Genomic DNA, 17,898 nt, shown 5'->3' with positions numbered 1-17,898 from the left:
CGCCCGCGCCACCCATTACTACCCCGTGGGTACGACGGCTTTCCGCCCACCGGCCCGGGGCGCGCGGGGCGGCGCCGACGATCGGTCGCGCCCGCGGATCCGTCGATCCGTGGGACGCCGTGGGAAGCGCCTGGGGCGTGCCGCCGCCGCCCGCTAGAGTCGGGTCGTGGCGCTCGGTCTTCCCTCGGTACTCCCCAATCCGCAGCCGGCGATCGGGGAGCTCATCCGTGACCGTCAGCCGACCTTCTCGTTCGAGTTCTTCCCGCCCAAGACCGAGGCGGGGGAGCGGCTGCTCTGGCAGGCGATCCGCGAGCTGGAGTCGCTGCGCCCGTCGTTCGTGTCGATCACCTACGGCGCGGGCGGCTCGACCCGGGACACCACCGTGTCGGTCACCGAGCGGATCGCCACCGACACCACGCTGCTGCCGATGGCCCACCTGACGGCGGTCAACCACTCCGTCGCCGAGCTGCGGCACGTGATCGGCCGGCTCGCCGGGGTGGGGGTGCGCAACGTGCTGGCGGTGCGCGGCGACCCGCCGGGCAACCCCGGCGGCGAGTGGGTCCGCCACCCCCAGGGCGTGGACTACGCCGAGGACCTGGTACGCCTCGTGCGGGACGCCGGTGACTTCAGCGTGGGCGTGGCGGCCTTCCCGTACAAGCACCCCCGCTCACCCGACGTGGCCAGCGACACCGCGCACTTCGTCCGCAAGTGCCGGGCCGGCGCCGAGTTCGCGATCACACAGATGTTCTTCGAGGCCGACGACTACCTGCGGCTGCGTGACCGGGTGGCGGCCGCCGGCTGCGACACCCCGATCCTCGCCGGAGTGATGCCGGTGACCCAGATCAGCACCATCGAGCGGTCCGTGCAGCTGTCCGGGGCGCCTTTCCCGCCGGCGCTCGCGGCGCGCTTCGAGCGGGTCGCCGACGACCCGGAGGCGGTCCGCCTGCTCGGCATCGAACAGGCCAGCGAGATGTCCCGTCGGCTGCTGGACGAGGGCGTCCCGGGAATCCACTTCATCACCCTCAACCGGTCCACCGCGACCCGCGAGGTCTGGCAGAACCTCAAGGTCGGCGCGCGGATGTGATCGCAGGGCACGCGACACCTGACGCCCGGCACGACGGTTGATCCGTGGTGGGCACACAGCTGAACTGGGACCAGTACGCCACGGCGTGGGCGCGGCTGCACGGCGGGTTCGACCCCCGTACGGCCGCGCCGGTGGTGCGCGCCTGGCTGCGGCTCGCGTACCACGTCGGGTACGTGCTGGGCCGGCTGCGGGTCAGCCCCACGGCGGTCACCGTGGCCGGGGTGCTGCTCTGCTTCTGCGTACCGCTGCTGGTGACCCGGCAGGCGGACGGTCCGTTCCTCGGCGCGCTGTTCGTGCTGCTCGCCGCCGTGGCGGACAGCGTGGACGGGGCGGTGGCGGTGGCCACCGGCCGCACCACCCGGCTCGGCTACGTCTACGACTCCGTGGCCGACCGGCTCGGAGAGGTGGCGTGGCTGCTGGCGTTCTGGCTGGTCGGCGCGCCGGGCGCGCTGGTGGTCGCGGGCGGCGCGCTGTCCTGGCTGCACGAGTACACCCGGGCCCGGGCGGTCTCCGCCGGCATGCGCGAGATCGGCGCGGTGACCGTGGGCGAACGCCCCACCCGGGTCTCGGTGGCGCTGGCCGGGTTGCTGGTCGCCGGGCTGGCCGGGCTGATCGAGCCGGACCTGGCCGCCGGCACCATCACCATGGCGGCCGCGGTGTGGGTGCTGCTGGCCGGCTTCGGTCTGGGGCAGCTGCTCTCCACCGTCCGCCGCGCGCTGCTCGACGCCGACTGACCCCCGCGCCTACCAGGCGGGACCGATCTCGTCGGCGACGATCTGCGCGGAAAGGGTCACCATCGGCAGCCCGCCGCCGGGGTGGCTGGAGCCGCCCACCAGCCACAGCCCGTGCGCCGGGCCCCGGTTGGCCGGGCGGAGCAGCCCACCGGCGGTGCCGTAGATCGAGCCACCCGGCGCGCCGGTCGCCGCGTCCAGGTCGGCCGGGGTACGGACCTCGCGGAACAGCAGCCGGTCGCGGACGTCCACGCCACGCTCCGCCAGGACCGCCAGGATCCGGTCGGCGTACGCGTCGGCCAGCCCCGGGCGTCGCCAGTCGACCGCGCCACCGGCCGTGCCCTGCCGGGCGGCGTTGACCAGCACGAACCACGCCTCGTGCCCGTCCGGGCGGGCCGCCGGGTCGTCGGCCACGGTGACGAACACCGTCGGGTCGGCTGCCGGCCGGGCCCGTACGCCGCGCCCCGGGTCGCCGAAGACCGCGTCGAACTCCGCGTCGTAGTCGCGCGGAAAGAAGACGTTGTGGTGCGCCAGCCCGGTGCTGCCGGAGACGCCGAGCAGCAGCACGAAACCGGCCAGGCTGCGGTCGGCCAACCCGGCCAGCCGGCGCGCGTGCGGCAGCAGGTCGCGGTAGACGGTGAGCGCGTCCACGTTGGCCACCACCACATCGGCGGGCACCGGGGCGGTGACGCCGGCGAGGCGTACCCCGTGCACCCGGCCGCCGGCGGCGTCGATCCGGGTCACCGTGGCGCCGGTCTGCACGACCACGCCGAGGTCCAGGCAGCGCGTCAGCAGCGCGTCGGCGAGCGTGCCCAGCCCCCCGCGCAGGTACCAGCCGCCGAAGGTCAGCTCGGCGTACGGGACCGCCACCAGGGCCGCCGGCGCCCGGCGCGGGTCGGCGCCGGTGTAGGTGGCGTACCGGTCCAGCAGCATCCGCAGTCGAGGGTCGGACAGGTGCCGGCGGCCCAGCCCGCGCAGGGTGCGGCCGGGGGCGATGGCGGCCAGGTCGCCGACCCGCCAGGCCAGCGACGCGAGGTCGCGGGGGGAGTCGACGGTACGGCGCAGGATGTCCCGCGAGGAGGCGTGCCACACCCGCGCGGCCCGGCGCCACAGCCGTTGCCAGTCGGCCGCCGCCCGGTCACCGAAGGCGGCCCCGATCCGGGCGGCGAACTCCACCGGATCGGCGCAGGAGTCCAGCGCCGGGCCGCCGCCGGGAAAGACGTGCCGGACGATCGGGTCCAGCGGGGCCAGGTCCAGGTACTCGTCGAGCTTCGCCCCGGTCGCCTCGAACAGGTCGTGGAAGACCTCGGGCAGGGTGAGCAGGCTCGGCCCGGTGTCGAAGTGGAACGACCCGGCCGGGGTGTCGTGCACGTACCGCCCCAGCTTGCCGCCGACCGTGTCGGCCCGCTCCAGGACGGTCACCTGGTGCCCGGTGGCGGCCAGCCGGGCGGCGGTGGCGAGGCCACCCACCCCGGCGCCGACGACCACGATCCGCGCCATGCCGCGCCCTCCTAGCTGACCGGGCGGCCCCGCCAGGTCAGGCGGCGCCGCTTTCGCAGATGGTACGACCGCAGCGTCAGCCAACCGAGGACCACGACCGACACGGGGTGTGCGAGCGCGTCGGGCCACCACCGGCCGCCGGTCGCCCGGGCGGTGAGCACCCGTCCGGCCACCCCGAGCAGGTAACCGACCAGGCCCACGGCGGCCACCCCCGGCGCGCCGGCCGCCAGAGCCACCACCGCGACCAGCGGCGGGGCGGTGTAGAGCAGCAGCAGCGACGCCACCACGGCGGCCGCCGAGCCGGGGTGCCCGAACGACGCCCACAGCGACTTCGAGTACCCGTCGCGCAGCTGCGGCCAGTCGTCGTACATCCGACACGTGGCCAGCCGGGAGCCGTCGGCCAGGGCGATCCGCCCACCGGCCCGCTTGACCGCCCGGGCCAGCTCGACGTCCTCCAGGATCTTGTCGGCGACCGCGGCGTGCCCGCCGGCGGCGGTGTAGCCGGCCCGGTCCAGCACCAGGAACTGCCCGCCCGCCGCGGCCAGCGACGGTCGCGGCGAGCGCTCCATCGCGCGCAGCGGCAGGAAGGTCAGCCAGAGCCACTGCAACAGCGGCTGCACCAGCCGATCGGCCGCCGTCGCCACCACGATCCGGGGGTACGGCGACAGCAGCGTCGCCCGCGCGGCGCGCAGCTCGGTGACGGCCGCCGCCACGGCGTGCGGGGCGAGCACCACGTCGGCGTCGACGAAGACCAGCGCGGTGGCCGCCGGGTCGGCCCGGGTGGCCAGCTGCCAGCAGGCGTGCGGCTTGCCCAGCCAGCCCGGCGGCGGGGCGACCCCGGTGAGCAGGGTGACCCGGGGGTCGCCGCCGGCCACCGCGCGGACCACGTCGGCGGTGCCGTCGGTGGACCCGTCGTCGAGGACCACGACGCGTAGCCCGGGCACGCCGCGCTGGGCGAGCAGGGCGCGCAGGCAGGGCGTGACCCGGGCGGCCTCGTCCCGCAGCGGCAGCAGCACGGCCACCGGCTCGCCCACCTCGTCCGGTCGGTCGGTGGGCCGGCGCAGCCAGCGCGAGGCGTTGACCCAGGTGTGGCCGGTCAGCGCGGCGACGGCGAGCAGCAGGGCGAACAGGACGATCATCGGGTCGCGTCGACGCCGGGACGCTGCGGCAGGTGACCCTCCCGGTGGGCGTCGGAGGCCCCGCGGGAGCGCAGCAGGATCACCGCCAACGGCACGGCGGTCACCGACATGCCGGCCGCGCCCCAGAGCGCCGAGGCGGGCAGGTCGAGGAAGACCGCGTGGGCCAGGATGCTGGAGAAGTACGTCCACAGGTAGAGCGCGATCATCGGGTGATCCCGGTGGTCGGTGCGGTCGGCGTCCGGGCCGGCCAGCGGGCGCAGCGTGCTCATCAGCAGCACCGCGAAGAGCAGCCAGCCCAGGTAGTTGCTGACCGGGATGCCGGGCAGGCCGGGCAGCGCCGGGGTGGCGTTCCGCCAGACCCAGTACCCCTCGGCCACCATCTGCGGATCGAGGAAGAGGTCCCAGGTGGCCAGCCCCAGCGTGGCCAGCGCGATGCGGCGTACCCGCCGCAGGGCCGGCGAGCCGATGCTGCCGCCGGTCAGCCGGACCGCCGCCAGCCACGCCGGCCAGGCCATCCAGGTCCAGGCCAGGGGGATGATCAGTGGCACCCCGGCCAGCTTCGGGCCGAGCTCGCCGGAGTAGTCGTAGCTGCCGAACGGCACACCGGTGGCCACCCCGATCGCCTCGATCGCGAACCCGCCACCGGTGGCCACGGCGACCAGCGCCGCCGCCGCCCGGGGCCCTCGGCTGAGCAGCGCGTGGCCGACCGAGAGAAGCCAGCCGAGCACGACGGTGGCCACGGTGAGCCCGGCCCGGGTGGCGCCGGCGGTCAGCGGGTAGCAGATCTGGGCGAGCACCAGGACGGCGAGCAGCGCCCAGGAGATCCCCCGCCGGGTCATGACGCCGGGCGCTCGAGGGGCAGATCCCGGCCGAGCACGCCGAACGGCCGCTCGTCGCCGGGGAAGTGGAAGTCGCGCAGGACGTCGACGAAGCCGAACCGCCGGTACAGCCGCCAGGCCCGCGAGGTCTGCTCGTCGGCCTCCGGGGTGGACAGCAGCGTGGTGGCTCCCTCGGCCATGGTGAGCAGGGCACGCAGCTGGCCGGCGCCCAGGCCGTGCCCCTGCGCCGGCGGCCGGACGTGCAGCTCGACCACCTCGAAGCAGTGGGTGAGCCAGCGCTGCCGGGTCGGGGCGTCCAGCGCCCGGTGCACCTGGTCGTGCCACCACTGCCCGGGGCCGCCCAGGTAGCCGTAGCCGAAGCCGGCGAGGTGACCCTCGCTGGTCAGGCTGGCCACGGCCCGGAACCCGGGCCGGCGGACGTGGGTGGCGATGTAGCCGCGCCGGGCCTCCAGCAGATCGGTGCGGTATCCCATCGCCTCGCCGTAGACGGCCACCACGTCGTCCAGCCGTCGGACGAGATCGTCCGGCGTCCAGCGCACCAACCTCATGCCCGTTCACCCTTCGCCGTTCCCGGGTCGCCGTCGGCGACCCATCCGAGCACCGTCCGGTCGCCGACCACCCCGCGCACCTCGAACCGTGCGAACAGCTCCTCGGCGTACCAGCCCGCGGTGGGGGTTCGCATGATCGCCGCCCGGTGCTCCGGGTGACGGTACGCGAACGCCACCAGGTCCGCCGGATCACGCCACACGCTCACCGTGCCCTGCCAGCCCAGCGGCGCCTCGCCGACGCCGAACCGGGCCAGCAGCCCCGGCGCGTCGCGCAGGGCGGCGGCGACCGGGGGGACCGCCCGCCAGAAGGTGGTCGCCCGACGGGCCCGCAGCCGGGCCCTGGTCAGCGCCAGCACCGGGCCGGTGACCCGGCCGCCCGGCGGCTCGCCGAACGGCCGCTGACCGGACCATTCGCCCCGGCTGCTCAGCGGCCGCAGGTCGACCCGGGCGTGAGCCCGGGCGATCCGCGCCCAGGCACTGCCGACCGGCGAGTCGTCGAAGCCGGCCGCCGCTTCGGGCGAGTCCCAGACGGTCAGCGCCGCCCACCGGGTCAGGTCGGCGTCACCCGGCCCGAAGCTGGTGCCCGTCCCGGTGCCCAGCAGCTTGCCGAACCGGACGCCCGGCAGGGCGCGCAGCCGGCCCGGGTCCACCGCCATCCGGGTCAGCGCCCGGGGCAGCGCGCCGCGGGAGGTCCGCCACACGTGCAGGGTGACCAGGTCCGGAACGGCGCTGCGGTGCCCGCTGGTTCGCTCGCTTACGCCACCGCTCCCCGGCGGCGCGAGCGCATCGCTGCTGTGCCCGCTGGTCCGCTCGCTCACGCCACCTCGGCCGGGGTGCCGGCGGTGACCCGCAGCAGCTCGGCGTAGGTGGTCGGGAAGACCGCCTGCGGTACGCCGCCCGCGGCCCAGATCTCCGGGTACGCCGCCAGCGCGGTGTCCACCAGGGTGCGCAGCGGTCGTGGGTGCCCGAGCGGGGCGACCCCGCCGATCGGCTGCCCGGTGTGCGTCCGGACGAACTCGGGGGTGGCCCGGCGCAGCCGGGTGACCCCGATCGACGCGGCCAGGCCGGCGGTGTCCACCCGGTGCGCGCCGGAGGTGAGCACGAGCAGCGGCGCGTCGTCCGCGTCGAAGATGAGCGAGTTGGCGATCTGGCCGACCTGGACGCCGAGCGCCTCGGCGGCCGCCGCGGCGGTGTGCACCGCGTCGGGCAGCAGGCGGACCGTGCTGGGCTGGCCGGCGCCGTCGAGCGCGCCGGAGCCTTCCAGCGCGTCCTGCACCGCCCGTACGTTCGGGTGTGGCTGCATCCCGCCATTCTTCCCGGTCCGCCGGCGGCGGGTTCAGCCGGCCACGCCGCAGCCGGCCAGTTCGCGGATGGCGGCGCGCCACACGTTGCATTTTCGTCGGAGGGGAGGTGTACTGTCAGCAGCAGTTAGAACGAGTGTTCGATTGCCTCGAACGCCCGTTCCAACCAGCCGGAGCGCGGTGTTTCGCGGCGCCAGCTCTGGCCGGTGCGGCTCCGCGGGCCGCACCTGGGTTTCCGGGCAGTCGCGAGCCCGGTCCCGACAGGCAGGAGCGTCGCCCGCCGCCCACGACCCCCGGGCGGCGGGCGACGAACCCGCCGGTACGCCGGCCGGGTGTGGTGTGGGGAAGCATCCACACCCGGCCGGCCACACCCGGTGCGTCTTCCTCCGCACCACCCGACCTCGGCATCCCACCGGCGGCACCAGCGCGCCGAGGGCGACGCCCCGGCCACGTGGAGGAGACAGTCCCATGCCGTCCAACCCGGCTCAGGCACCGACGGTGCCGGCGCACGTGCTGCCGCACCGCACCCCCGCCCAGCTCCTCACGTTGGCCCGGCTCGGGTTGGCCGAAGCCGGCCAGACCCGACCCGACGGCCTGCGCTACGCGGCCGCCCACCTGGCGGCGCTGCGCGCGGCGGCCGCACTGCTCGCCGCCCGTGCCCGACCCGCGCCGAGCCGGCGCAACCGGATCACCAGCGTCTGGGTCCTGCTCTGCGCCGTCGCCCCCGAGCTCGACGAGTGGGCCCGGTTCTTCGCCGCGGGCGCCGGCAAGCGGGCCGCCGCCGAGGCCGGCATCCCCCGGGTGGTCAGCGCCCGGGAGGCCGACGACCTGCTCCGTGCGGCCGAACAGTTCGTCACGGTGGTGGAGACCGCGCTCGGCGTGGCTCACCAGCCGGCCCTGGACGGCCTCGCCGCATGATCCCGCCGTGACACCGGCCGCCCGGCGGGGGGAGTCGGGCGGCCGGTGTCCGGCGTGCCGGTCCTGATCTGATCCACAGCAACGACGGGGGGTTGGTCCAATGGCGGGCCGCATGGTGGTCGGTTCCGCCGCACTGGCCGATCTGGTGCACCCGGCGAGCGCACCCGACCCGGTCGGCGGTCACCGGGTGCTGCCGGTGGCACCCGAGCTGACCGGCCTGCTGCCCAACCGGGGCCTGCGCCGGGGCAGCACCATCGCGGTCGCCGTCGGCCAACCCCGGCGCAGCGGCGGCACCTCGCTGGTGCTGGCCCTGCTCGCCGAGGCGTCCCGGGCCGGCTCGTGGTGTGCCGTGGTCGGGGTGCCGACGTTCGGCGCGGGCGCGGCCGCGGAGTTGGGCATCGCCCTGGACCGGCTGGCCCTGGTGCCGAACCCCGGTCCCGAGTGGGCCACCGTGGTCGCCGCGCTGATCGACGGTGTGGACGTCGTGGTCACCGCCGTGCCGGCCACGGTCTCCGCCTCGGTCGCCACCCGGTTGGCCGCCCGGGCCCGGCAGCGTGGCAGTGTGCTCGTCCCGTACGGCCGGTGGGACGGCGCGGACGTGACGTTGCAGGTGGTCCGCGGGGTCTGGGAAGGGCTCGGGTCGGGCCGGGGCCGGCTGCGCCGCCGGGAGGTCACCGTCTCGGCGCGCGGGCGCGGGGCGGCCGCCCGACCCAAGGAGATCAAGGTCTGGCTCCCCGGTGACGAGCTCACCCGGGTGATTCCTCGTACGGTGCCGTCGACCGTGGCCCGACCGGCCGTGTCGCCCGCCGTCCGCCAGGGCGCGCTCACCCTGGTCGGTCCCGCGTGACCGGCTCGCCGGTGCGGACCCTGCTGCTGTGGTGCCCGGACTGGCCGGTGCTCGCCGCCGAGATCGTCGACGGGGTGCCGGCCACCGGCCCGGTCGCTGTGCTGCACGCCAACCGGGTGGTCGCCTGCTCCGAGCGGGCCCGCGCCGAGGGGGTGCGCCGAGGGTTGCGCAAGCGGGAGGCGCAGGGCCGCTGCCCACAGCTCACCGTCGTGGAGTACGACCCCGGCCGGGACGCCCGGGCGTTCGAGCCGGTGGTCGCCGCGGTGGAGGAGCTGGTCGCCGGCGTCGAGGTGGTCCGCCCCGGAGCCTGTGCGGTGGCCGCCCGGGGCCCGAGCCGTTACCTCGGCGGTGAGGAGGCGGCCGCCGAGCGGATCATCGAGCACGTCGCCCAGTCGTGTCTGGTGGAGAGCCAGGTCGGCATCGCCGACGGGGTCTTCGCCGCAGGGCTGGCCGCCCGAGCCGGCCGGGTGGTGGCGCCGGGCGGGACCCCGGAGTTCCTGGCCGGGCTGCCGGTCGAGGCGCTCGGCCGGTCGGCGCTGGCCGACCTGCTGCGCCGGCTGGGGGTGCGGACCCTCGGCGACTTCGCCGCGTTGCCGGCCGGCGACGTGCTGGCCCGGTTCGGGTTCGACGGCGCGCTGGCCCACCGGCTGGCCGCCGGACGGGACCATCGCCCGCTCGCCGTCCGGCAGCCGCCGGCCGACCTGACGGTGACCGCCGAGCACGACGAGCCGATCGACCGGGTCGACGCGGCGGCGTTCGCCGCCCGCGCGCTGGCCGAGCAACTGCACGACCGGCTGGCCGGGCACGGGCTGGCCTGCACCCGGCTCGGCATCGAGGCGGTCACCGCGCACGGGCAGGAGCTGCACCGCGTGTGGCGGCACGACGGCCTGCTCACCGCAGCGGCCATCGCCGACCGGGTGCGCTGGCAGCTCGACGGTTGGCTCTCCGGCAGCAACGGCCGGGCCGGTGCCCGCCCGGCCCGGCCGACGGCCGGCATCATCCGGCTGCGGCTGGTCCCGGACGGGGTGATCGCCCAGGCCGGCCTTCAGTCCGGCCTCTGGGGGGAGGCCGGTGAGGAGCGGGAGCGGGCGCACCGGGCGTTGAGCCGGGTGCAGGGCATCCTCGGCCCGGAGGCGGTGGTCACCGCGGTGCTCGGTGGCGGGCGTTCCCCGGCTGACCAGGTGCGACTGGTGCCGTGGGGCGACGAGCGGCTCCCTGCCCGCGCCGGTGCCCCGCCCTGGCCCGGCCGGCTCCCCGCGCCCGCGCCGGCGGTGGTGCTGGCCAGCCCGCTCGTGGCGACCGTGCAGGACGCTGCCGGCGAGCCGGTGGTGGTCAGCGCCCGGTTGGCGGTGAGCGCCCCACCCGCACGGCTGCTGGTCGGCACCGGCCGGCCGGCGGAGATCGTCGGCTGGGCCGGGCCGTGGCCGGTGGACGAGCGCTGGTGGGTGCCGGCGGAGGCCCACCGCCGGGCCCGGTTCCAGATCGGCCTGGCCGACGGCACCGCCCTGCTGCTCGCCGTCGAGGCCGGGCAGTGGCTGGTGGAGGCGATCTATGACTGAGCTGGTCCTGTCCGGTCCGGGGCGGTTTCGCCGCGGAGCTGGCGTGCCCGACCGGTCGGTCCGCCGCATGCCGGGGGCGGCTGCCCCGGCGAGCGATATGACTGTCCGGCATATTTATGACTCTCAGGTATACCGCTCACCGATCCTCTCGCCGCCGGAGCCGGCCGTCGGGCTCCGCCGGCCACCCGTGGGGGCGGCCGGATGAGCTTCCACAACCCGAAGATGCCCTGGTCGGATCTGGAGCGGGTGCTCTCCGGGCGGGCCGACGACAAGCGGGGGAGCCGGGGCGATCGGCACCTGCACGTGGTGGATCCGCTCGCCGTGGACGCCGACGGCGGGGACTCCCCGGCCTGGAGCCGCCGGCGCGAGCAGTACCAGCCGCCGGAGCTGACCCGCCCCGACGGCGTGGTGCCCTACGCGGAGCTGCACGCGCACACCAACTTCAGCTTCCTCGACGGCGCCAGCCATCCGGAGGAGCTGGCCGAGGAGGCGGCCCGGCTGGGGCTGACCGCACTCGCCGTCACCGACCACGACGGCTTCTACGGGGTGGTCCGCTTCGCCGAGGCGGCCCGCGCGCTGGCCCTGCCGACCATCTTCGGCGCGGAGCTCTCCCTCGGGCTGCCCGGGCCGCAGAACGGCGAGCCCGACCCGCACGGCGCGCACCTGCTGGTGCTCGCGCACGGCCACGAGGGGTACGCCCGGCTGGCCACCACCATCGCCCGCGCCCAGCTGCGCGGCGGGGAGAAGGGCCGGCCGGTCTACGGGGAGCTGGAGGAGGTCGCCGCCGAGCTGCGCGACCACGTGCTGGTGCTGACCGGCTGCCGCAAGGGGCACGTGCCGGCGGCGCTGCTCACCGAGGGGGTGGACGCGGCGGCCCGTGAGCTGGACCGGCTGACCGCGCTCTTCGGCGCCGAGACGGTGGCGGTGGAGCTGACCGACCACGGCCACCCCGTCGACGCCGACCGCAACGACGCGCTCGCCGACCTGGCCGCCGCGGCCGGGCTGCCGACGGTGGCCAGCAACAACGTGCACTACGCCAGCCCCGGCCGGCGGCGGCTGGCCACCACCGTCGCCGCCGTCCGGGCCCGACGCAGCCTGGACGAGATCGACGGCTGGCTGCCCGCGGCGGCCACCGCCCACCTGCGCAGCGGCGCGGAGATGGCGGCCCGGTTCGCCGCGTATCCGGGCGCGGTGGCCCGGGCCGCCGAGTTCGGCGCCGAGCTGGCCTTCGACCTCCAACTGGTCGCGCCGCAGCTGCCGGCGTACCCGGTGCCGCCGGGGCACACCGAGATGAGCTGGCTGCGCAAGCTGACCGCCGACGGCGCCCGGGAGCGCTACGGCCCCCCGCAGGCGCACCCGACGGCGTACGCGCAGCTCGACCACGAGCTGAACATGATCGAGGAGCTGGGCTTCCCGGGCTACTTCCTGGTGGTCTACGACATCGTCGCGTTCTGCCGGAAGCAGGACATCTACTGCCAGGGTCGGGGCTCGGCGGCCAACTCGGCGGTCTGCTACGCGCTGCGGATCACCAACGTGGACGCCGTCCGGCACCGGCTGCTCTTCGAGCGCTTCCTCGCACCGGAGCGGGACGGCCCGCCGGACATCGACGTGGACATCGAGTCCGACCGCCGGGAGGAGGTGATCCAGCACGTCTACACCCGCTACGGCCGGGAGCACGCCGCCCAGGTCGCCAACGTCATCTCCTACCGGCCCCGGTCGGCGGTGCGGGACGTGGCCAAGGCGTTCGGCTTCTCACCCGGCCAGCAGGACGCCTGGAGCAAGCAGATCGACCGGTGGGGCTCGGTCGCCACGGTCGACGTCGAGGACATCCCCGAGCAGGTGGTGGAGTACGCCAACGAGTTGCAGACGTTCCCCCGGCACCTGGGCATCCACTCCGGCGGCATGGTGATCTGCGACCGGCCGGTGATCGAGGTCTGCCCGGTGGAGTGGGGGCGGATGCCCGGGCGCACCGTGCTCCAGTGGGACAAGGACGACTGCGCCGCGGTCGGTCTGGTCAAGTTCGACCTGCTCGGCCTCGGCATGCTCTCCGCGCTGCACTACGGCTACGACATGATCGGGTCCCGGCTCGACCTCGGTGACATGACGCTGGACGACCCGGAGGTCTACGACATGCTCTGCCGGGCGGACTCGGTCGGTGTGTTCCAGGTGGAGAGCCGAGCCCAGATGGCCACCCTGCCCCGGCTCAAGCCCCGCGAGTTCTACGACCTGGTGGTCGAGGTGGCGCTGATCCGGCCCGGCCCGATCCAGGGCGGCTCGGTGCACCCGTTCATCCGGCGCAAGAACGGCCTGGAGCCGGTGACCTTCGCGCACCCACTGATGCGCAACGCGCTGGAGAAGACCCTGGGCGTGCCGCTGTTCCAGGAGCAGTTGATGCAGCTCGCCATCGACCTGGCCGGCTTCGACGCGGCCGAGGCCGACCAGCTGCGCCGGGCGATGGGCGCCAAACGGTCGGTCGAGCGGATGACCCGTATCGCCGACCGGCTCTACGCCGGCATGGCCGAGCGGGGCATCACCGGCGAGCTGGCCGACGACGTCTACCGAAAGCTCACCGCGTTCGCCAGCTACGGCTTTCCGGAGAGCCACGCGATGAGCTTCGCCTACCTGGTCTACGCCAGCTCCTGGCTCAAGCGTTACCACCCGGCGCCGTTCCTGGCCGCGCTGCTGAACGCCCAGCCGATGGGCTTCTACTCCCCGCAGACCCTGGTGGACGACGCCCGCCGGCACGGGGTGGAGGTACGCCGCCCGGACATCAACGCCAGCGGGGCTCTGGCGGTGCTGGAGTCCACCCCGGACACGCGGTGGGGCAGCGGGCCGGGGGAGCCGCCGCACGCCTGGGGGCTGGGTGGCCCGGCGGTCCGGCTCGGGCTGTCCGGCGTGCGGACCCTCGGCGCCGAGGTGGCCGAGCGGATCGAGGCCGAACGGGCGACCGGTGGGCCGTACCGGGACATGCCGGACCTGGCCCGGCGGGTCGGTCTCACCGCCGCGCAGCTGGAGGCGCTGGCCACCGCGGACGCCTTCGCCTGTTTCGGGCTGACCCGGCGGGAGGCGCTCTGGGCCGCCGGCGCGGCGGCTCAGGACCGGCCGGGCCGGCTGCCCGGCACGGTGACCGGCGCGGCGGCGCCCACGCTGCCCGGGATGGAGGCGGTGGACCGGCTGGTCGCCGACGTGTGGGCCACCGGGCTGTCGCCGGAGAGCCATCCGGCCCGGTTCATCCGGGGGCAGCTCGACGTGCTCGGCGCGGTGCCGATCGCCCGGCTGGGCCGGGTGGACCCCGGGCAGCGGATCCGGGTCGGCGGCATCGTCACCCACCGGCAGCGCCCGGCGACCGCGGGTGGGGTCACCTTCCTCAACCTGGAGGACGAGACGGGGATGCTCAACGTCACCTGCTCGCCGGGGCTGTGGCAGCGCTACCGGCGGGTGGCCCGGACCAGCGCCGCGCTGGTGGTCCGGGGACGGCTGCAACGGCACGAGGGGGTGACCAACCTCGTTGCCGACCGGCTGGACGCCATTGAGCCACCGGTCAGCCCCGCCTCCCGTGACTTCCGTTGATCGACGGCATCGGATCCGCACGTTTAAGAAATCCGGCTGGGGAGAAGTGCAGGTCGCGGGCAAGGTGGCCCGCATCGGTTCGGGGAGGTCTCATGTCACGGAAACTGGGGTCGACCGCGCTCGCCGGGGTGCTCGCCCTGGCGCTCAGCGCGTGCGGGGGAGTCGGCGGCGGCAGCGACGCGGGGGGCGGCACCGCCACCCGGGGCGCGCTCAGCACCATGGGGTTCGGTTTCTCCGACGAGATCGCGACCACCCGCGTCGACGCGTTCAAGCGGGACCACCCCGACGTCGAGCTGAAGGTCACCGAGGGCGCCTTCGACGAGCAGCAGTTCCTCTCCGCGGTCGCCTCGGGGAACCCACCGGATCTGGTCTACATGGACCGCAAGCTGATCGGCACGTACGCCAAGCGCGGCTCGATCCAGCCGCTGACCGACTGCGTCAAGAAGCAGGACATCAACCTGGACCAGTACCGGCCCGCCGCCCGAGCCCAGGTCACCCTGGACGACACCGTCTACGGCATTCCGGAGTTCTCCACCGTGCGGGTGGTCTACCTGAACGAGGGGCTGCTCAAGCAGGCCGGGATGACCGCCGAGCAGGTGAACCTGGCCGACTGGGCCGCGCTGCCCGGGCTCAACGCCAAGCTGGCCTCGGTCTCCGGCAACCGGCTCTCCCGGATCGGCATCGACCCGAAGATCCCCGAGTTCCTGCCGATGTGGGCCAAGGCCAACGGCGTCGACATGCTCTCCGCCGACGGCCGCACCCCCCGGCTGGACGACCCCAGGGTGATCGAGGCACTCACCACCGGTGTCAACCTGATCCAGCAGCAGGGCGGGTGGGGCAGGTTCAAGTCGTTCCGGGACACCTTCGACTTCTTCGGCGCACAGAATCCGCTGTCGAAGAACCAGATCGTGGCGTGGCCGATGGAGGAGTGGTTCCTCAACCAGGCCGCGAAGAACAGCCCGAACGCCGAGCTGGTGGTCAAGCCGTTCGTGGACCGGCAGGGCAAGCCGCTGACCCAGTCCGGCGGGCAGGCCTGGGTGATCACCAAGGGCGCGAAGAACCCGGACGCGGCGTGCGCGTTCGTCAAGCAGATGACCGCCACCGACACCTGGATGGCCGCCGCGAAGGCCCGGGCGGACGCCCGCAAGAGCGCCGGCCTGCCGTTCACCGGCATCTACACCGCCAACACCGACGCCGACCGGAAGATCTTCGAGGAGCTGTACCAGCCGACCGGCAACAAGCGCTTCGACGACGCCGTGGCCACCATCCGTTCGGTGCAGGACGCCGCGTTCGCGCTGCCCGCCTCGCCGGCCGGCGCCGAGTTCGACAAGGCGTACTACGACGCGGTCAACCGGGTGCTCGCCGGCCAGGAGCAGCCCGCGCAGGCGCTGCGGCGGGCCCAGCAGGAGGCCACCGCCGCGCTGGACAAGGCCGCGAAGTAGCCCGCGATGGCCACCGTCACCGCTCCCGCACCGGGCCGGCGCCGCCGTACGCCGCTGGCCCGGCGGGAGGCGCGCTGGGCGTACCTCTTCCTGGCGCCGTGGATCGTCGGGTTCCTGGTCTTCTACGCGGGGCCGATGATCGCCAGCCTCTGGTTGAGCTTCACCGAGTACGACGTGATCAATCCGCCGGAGTACACCGGGCTGGACAACTACCGGGAGCTGATGAGTGACCCGGCGGTGGCCCGCAGCCTGGGCAACACCGTCTACTACACGGCGTTGCACGTACCGCTGGTGATGGTGATCTCGCTGGGCCTGGCGCTGCTGCTCAAGCGGGTCGGCCGGTTGCAGGGCTTCTTCCGCACCGTCTTCTACCTGCCGGTGATGACCCCGGCGGTGGCGGTCGGGATCCTGTTCCTGTTGCTGCTCAACACCCAGGACGGCCTGATCAACCGGGCGCTCGGCCTGGTCGGGATCGACGGTCCGAGCTGGACCACCGACCCGGGCTGGGTGATGCCGGGCATCATCCTGATGAGCCTGTGGAGCCTCGGCTCCACGGTGATCATCTACCTGGCCGCGTTGCAGAACGTGCCCCGTGACCTGTACGAGGCGGCCTCCATCGACGGCGCCGGCCCCTGGGCCCGGTTCCGTTCGGTCACCCTGCCGATGATCTCGGGGGCGCTGTTCTTCACGCTGATCGTCAACACGATCGCGTCGCTGCAGATGTTCACCGAGGTCTACACCATGTACTTCGGCAACCGGGAGACCCAGAACACATTCAACAGCGACGCGGCGAGCTTCTACGTCATCCACCTGTTCCAGGAGGCGTTCCAGTTCCTGCACATGGGCTTCGCCTCGGCGATGGCCTGGCTGCTCTTCGTGATTATCTTGATCATCACTCTGATACAGGTGAAACTCAGCAACCGGTTCGTGTACTACGAGGGAGAAGACAAGTGACGGGGATGAACGGCCACAACGGCGTGGCCAACGCGCGACGCACCCGGCTGACCGCCGGCTGGGTGCCCGAGCAGCACCTGGAGCCGCGCGAGTACGAGCTCACCGACGGCCCGGTCGCCAACGCTCGGCGGTCCCGGGCCGAGGAGGACCCGGCGGCTGGGGCCGAGTCGTGACCGCCGCCGTCGAGCGGGGCACCGCTCCGCCGGTGCCCGGCATTCCGCCGGCCCGGCCGACGGTGCCCCGGTCGGCGGCCGGTGAGGGCCGCCGGCCGGTCTGGCAGCGGGTGCTCTTCGTGGCGGCGCTGGTCGGCGCCGCGGTCATCTTCATGCTGCCGTTCGTCTGGCTGGTCAGCGCATCGCTGCGCCCCCGCGAGTACGTCTTCGCCCCCGGCTTCCTGCCGGTCCCGTTCGCACCGGAGAACTACGCCGAGGCCTGGAGCGCCGTGCCGCTGCTGACCTGGTTCGGCAACAGCGTGGTGGTCGGCGTGGCCGCCGCCGCGGCGGTGACCCTCTCCAGCGCCTGGGTGGCCTTCGGCTTCGCCTACTTCCGCTTCCCCGGCCGCAACCTGCTCTTCGGGCTGGTCCTGGCGACCATGATGCTGCCGTTCGCGGTCACCATGATCCCGACGTACCTGATCTGGTCGGATCTGGGTTTGACCGACACCCAGGTGCCGCTCTGGGCGGGCAATCTGTTCGGCTCGGCGTTCTACATCTTCCTGCTGCGGCAGTTCCTGCTCTCGCTGCCCCGGGAGTACTTCGAGGCCGCCCGGGTGGACGGGGCGAGCTACCCGCAGTTGTTCTGGAAGATGGCGTTCCCGCTGATCCGGCCGGCGCTGCTGGTCGCCTTCGTCTTCGAGTTCAAGGCCAGCTGGACGGACCTGCTCAAGCCGCTGATCTACCTGCGCAACGAGCAGCTCTACACGCTGCCGCGCGGGCTCAAGGTGGTGCTGGACCGGTTCGGCTACGGCGGCGAGCAGCAGTGGGAGATCGTGCTCGCCGGGAGCGTGCTGGCCACCGTGCCGATGATCATCCTGTTCTTCCTGGCCCAGCGGCACTTCGTGGAGGGCATCGCCACCACCGGCCGCAAGGGTTGAGTGGACCGGGTGACTAGGCTCGACCGGGTGGAGCAGACCCGAGGCCGGTTCACCGGACCGCCGCTGACCCCCCGTACCGCCGTGATCTGGTCGGTGCTCCGCGCCGAACTGGACCGGCGCGGCGACGCCGAGCTCACCGTGCTGGACGTGGGCGGCGGCACCGGCGGTTTCGCCGTCCCGCTGGCCCGCGCCGGGCACCGCGTCACCGTGGTCGACGCCAGCCCCGACGCGCTGGCCGCGCTGACCCGCCGGGCCGCCGAGGCCGGGGTGGCCGACCGGATCGCCGCCGTGCAGGGCGACGGGGACGCCCTCGCGGGGCTGGTCGAGCCGGCCGGCGTCGACCTGGTGCTCTGCCACGCCGTGCTGGAGGTGG

General features: G+C 74.4%; 17 protein-coding genes. 11 read left to right on the top strand and 6 right to left on the bottom strand.

All coding sequences use genetic code 11. From position 1 onward, the window contains the following. The first annotated feature begins 166 nt into the window (after nt 1-166). Nucleotides 167-1,084, top strand: a complete 918-nt coding sequence (gene metF, locus EAD98_RS21715) for a methylenetetrahydrofolate reductase [NAD(P)H] (protein WP_121655880.1) — start codon at nt 167-169, stop codon at nt 1,082-1,084. Nucleotides 1,085-1,128: 44 nt separating this feature from the next. Next, nucleotides 1,129-1,818: a CDP-alcohol phosphatidyltransferase family protein gene (locus EAD98_RS21710; protein WP_121655879.1), complete on the top strand. Its 690-nt coding sequence runs from the start codon at nt 1,129-1,131 to the stop codon at nt 1,816-1,818. A 9-nt stretch (nt 1,819-1,827) separates the two neighbouring features. On the opposite strand, the gene EAD98_RS21705 is transcribed toward EAD98_RS21710, so the two are convergent. The 6 genes from EAD98_RS21705 to EAD98_RS21680 form a co-directional block, all read right to left on the bottom strand. Further along, a complete protein-coding gene (locus tag EAD98_RS21705; protein ID WP_121655878.1) occupies nt 1,828-3,315 on the bottom strand; it encodes an NAD(P)/FAD-dependent oxidoreductase in 1,488 nt (495 codons plus the stop codon). 11 nt (nt 3,316-3,326) lie between these two features. After that, nucleotides 3,327-4,454: a glycosyltransferase family 2 protein gene (locus EAD98_RS21700; protein WP_121655877.1), complete on the bottom strand. Its 1,128-nt coding sequence runs from the start codon at nt 4,452-4,454 to the stop codon at nt 3,327-3,329. Next, nucleotides 4,451-5,293, bottom strand: coding sequence for a carotenoid biosynthesis protein (locus EAD98_RS21695; RefSeq protein ID WP_121655876.1), 843 nt, complete (start codon nt 5,291-5,293; stop codon nt 4,451-4,453). The genes EAD98_RS21700 and EAD98_RS21695 overlap by 4 nt, the downstream gene beginning before the upstream one ends. Beyond that, nucleotides 5,290-5,841, bottom strand: a complete 552-nt coding sequence (locus tag EAD98_RS21690; protein ID WP_121655875.1) for a GNAT family N-acetyltransferase — start codon at nt 5,839-5,841, stop codon at nt 5,290-5,292. Before EAD98_RS21690 ends, EAD98_RS21695 begins: the two co-directional genes overlap by 4 nt. Continuing rightward, nucleotides 5,838-6,557 carry a monooxygenase gene (locus EAD98_RS21685; RefSeq protein WP_121655882.1) on the bottom strand — a complete coding sequence of 240 codons (720 nt, stop codon included), beginning with the start codon at nt 6,555-6,557 and terminating at the stop codon, nt 5,838-5,840. Before EAD98_RS21685 ends, EAD98_RS21690 begins: the two co-directional genes overlap by 4 nt. 98 nt (nt 6,558-6,655) lie before the next feature. After that, entirely contained in the window at nt 6,656-7,144 is a 489-nt protein-coding gene (locus tag EAD98_RS21680; RefSeq protein WP_121655874.1) for a YbaK/EbsC family protein, read from the bottom strand. A gap of 466 nt (nt 7,145-7,610) precedes the next feature. Here EAD98_RS21680 and EAD98_RS21675 point away from each other — a divergent pair, with 466 nt between their 5' ends. The 9 genes from EAD98_RS21675 to EAD98_RS21640 form a co-directional block, all read left to right on the top strand. Next, complete coding sequence (locus EAD98_RS21675) at nt 7,611-8,060, top strand: SAV_6107 family HEPN domain-containing protein (protein WP_121655873.1); 450 nt, start codon at nt 7,611-7,613, stop codon at nt 8,058-8,060. Between the two features lie 100 nt (nt 8,061-8,160). After that, a complete protein-coding gene (locus tag EAD98_RS21670) occupies nt 8,161-8,907 on the top strand; it encodes a hypothetical protein (RefSeq protein WP_121655872.1) in 747 nt (248 codons plus the stop codon). Then, nucleotides 8,904-10,466, top strand: coding sequence for a DNA polymerase Y family protein (locus EAD98_RS21665; RefSeq protein ID WP_121655871.1), 1,563 nt, complete (start codon nt 8,904-8,906; stop codon nt 10,464-10,466). Before EAD98_RS21670 ends, EAD98_RS21665 begins: the two co-directional genes overlap by 4 nt. A gap of 201 nt (nt 10,467-10,667) precedes the next feature. Next, entirely contained in the window at nt 10,668-14,036 is a 3,369-nt protein-coding gene (locus tag EAD98_RS21660) for an error-prone DNA polymerase (RefSeq protein WP_121655870.1), read from the top strand. A gap of 92 nt (nt 14,037-14,128) precedes the next feature. Beyond that, complete coding sequence (locus EAD98_RS21655) at nt 14,129-15,478, top strand: extracellular solute-binding protein (protein WP_121655869.1); 1,350 nt, start codon at nt 14,129-14,131, stop codon at nt 15,476-15,478. Nucleotides 15,479-15,484: 6 nt separating this feature from the next. Beyond that, a complete protein-coding gene (locus EAD98_RS21650; protein WP_121655868.1) occupies nt 15,485-16,432 on the top strand; it encodes a carbohydrate ABC transporter permease in 948 nt (315 codons plus the stop codon). Continuing rightward, nucleotides 16,429-16,605: a hypothetical protein gene (locus EAD98_RS31315; RefSeq protein ID WP_199723488.1), complete on the top strand. Its 177-nt coding sequence runs from the start codon at nt 16,429-16,431 to the stop codon at nt 16,603-16,605. Before EAD98_RS21650 ends, EAD98_RS31315 begins: the two co-directional genes overlap by 4 nt. Further along, the gene (locus EAD98_RS21645) at nt 16,602-17,525 is read left to right on the top strand and encodes a carbohydrate ABC transporter permease (protein WP_121655867.1); all 924 of its coding nucleotides are present in this window, start codon (nt 16,602-16,604) and stop codon (nt 17,523-17,525) included. The genes EAD98_RS31315 and EAD98_RS21645 overlap by 4 nt, the downstream gene beginning before the upstream one ends. A gap of 9 nt (nt 17,526-17,534) precedes the next feature. Continuing rightward, on the top strand, nt 17,535-17,898 hold a 364-nt coding region (locus tag EAD98_RS21640), incomplete at its 3' end, for a bifunctional 2-polyprenyl-6-hydroxyphenol methylase/3-demethylubiquinol 3-O-methyltransferase UbiG (protein WP_121655881.1).

It is taken from the genome of Micromonospora sp. CV4 (assembly GCF_003667455.1).
Classification (GTDB): domain Bacteria; phylum Actinomycetota; class Actinomycetes; order Mycobacteriales; family Micromonosporaceae; genus Micromonospora.
The sequence above is the reverse complement of the archived record's forward strand: the minus strand, read 5'-3'. Positions and strand labels throughout refer to the sequence as shown.

Bases quoted from the DNA above. Each gene is read 5' to 3' on its own strand.
- EAD98_RS21705 (WP_121655878.1), bottom strand. From the start codon at position 3,315: ATGGCGCGGATCGTGGTCGTCGGCGCCGGGGTGGGTGGCCTCGCCACC.
- EAD98_RS21700 (WP_121655877.1), bottom strand. From the start codon at position 4,454: ATGATCGTCCTGTTCGCCCTGCTGCTCGCCGTCGCCGCGCTGACCGGC.
- EAD98_RS21695 (WP_121655876.1), bottom strand. From the start codon at position 5,293: ATGACCCGGCGGGGGATCTCCTGGGCGCTGCTCGCCGTCCTGGTGCTC.
- EAD98_RS21690 (WP_121655875.1), bottom strand. From the start codon at position 5,841: ATGAGGTTGGTGCGCTGGACGCCGGACGATCTCGTCCGACGGCTGGAC.
- EAD98_RS21680 (WP_121655874.1), bottom strand. From the start codon at position 7,144: ATGCAGCCACACCCGAACGTACGGGCGGTGCAGGACGCGCTGGAAGGC.
- EAD98_RS21675 (WP_121655873.1), top strand. From the start codon at position 7,611: ATGCCGTCCAACCCGGCTCAGGCACCGACGGTGCCGGCGCACGTGCTG.
- EAD98_RS21670 (WP_121655872.1), top strand. From the start codon at position 8,161: ATGGCGGGCCGCATGGTGGTCGGTTCCGCCGCACTGGCCGATCTGGTG.
- EAD98_RS21660 (WP_121655870.1), top strand. From the start codon at position 10,668: ATGAGCTTCCACAACCCGAAGATGCCCTGGTCGGATCTGGAGCGGGTG.
- EAD98_RS21655 (WP_121655869.1), top strand. From the start codon at position 14,129: ATGTCACGGAAACTGGGGTCGACCGCGCTCGCCGGGGTGCTCGCCCTG.
- EAD98_RS21650 (WP_121655868.1), top strand. From the start codon at position 15,485: ATGGCCACCGTCACCGCTCCCGCACCGGGCCGGCGCCGCCGTACGCCG.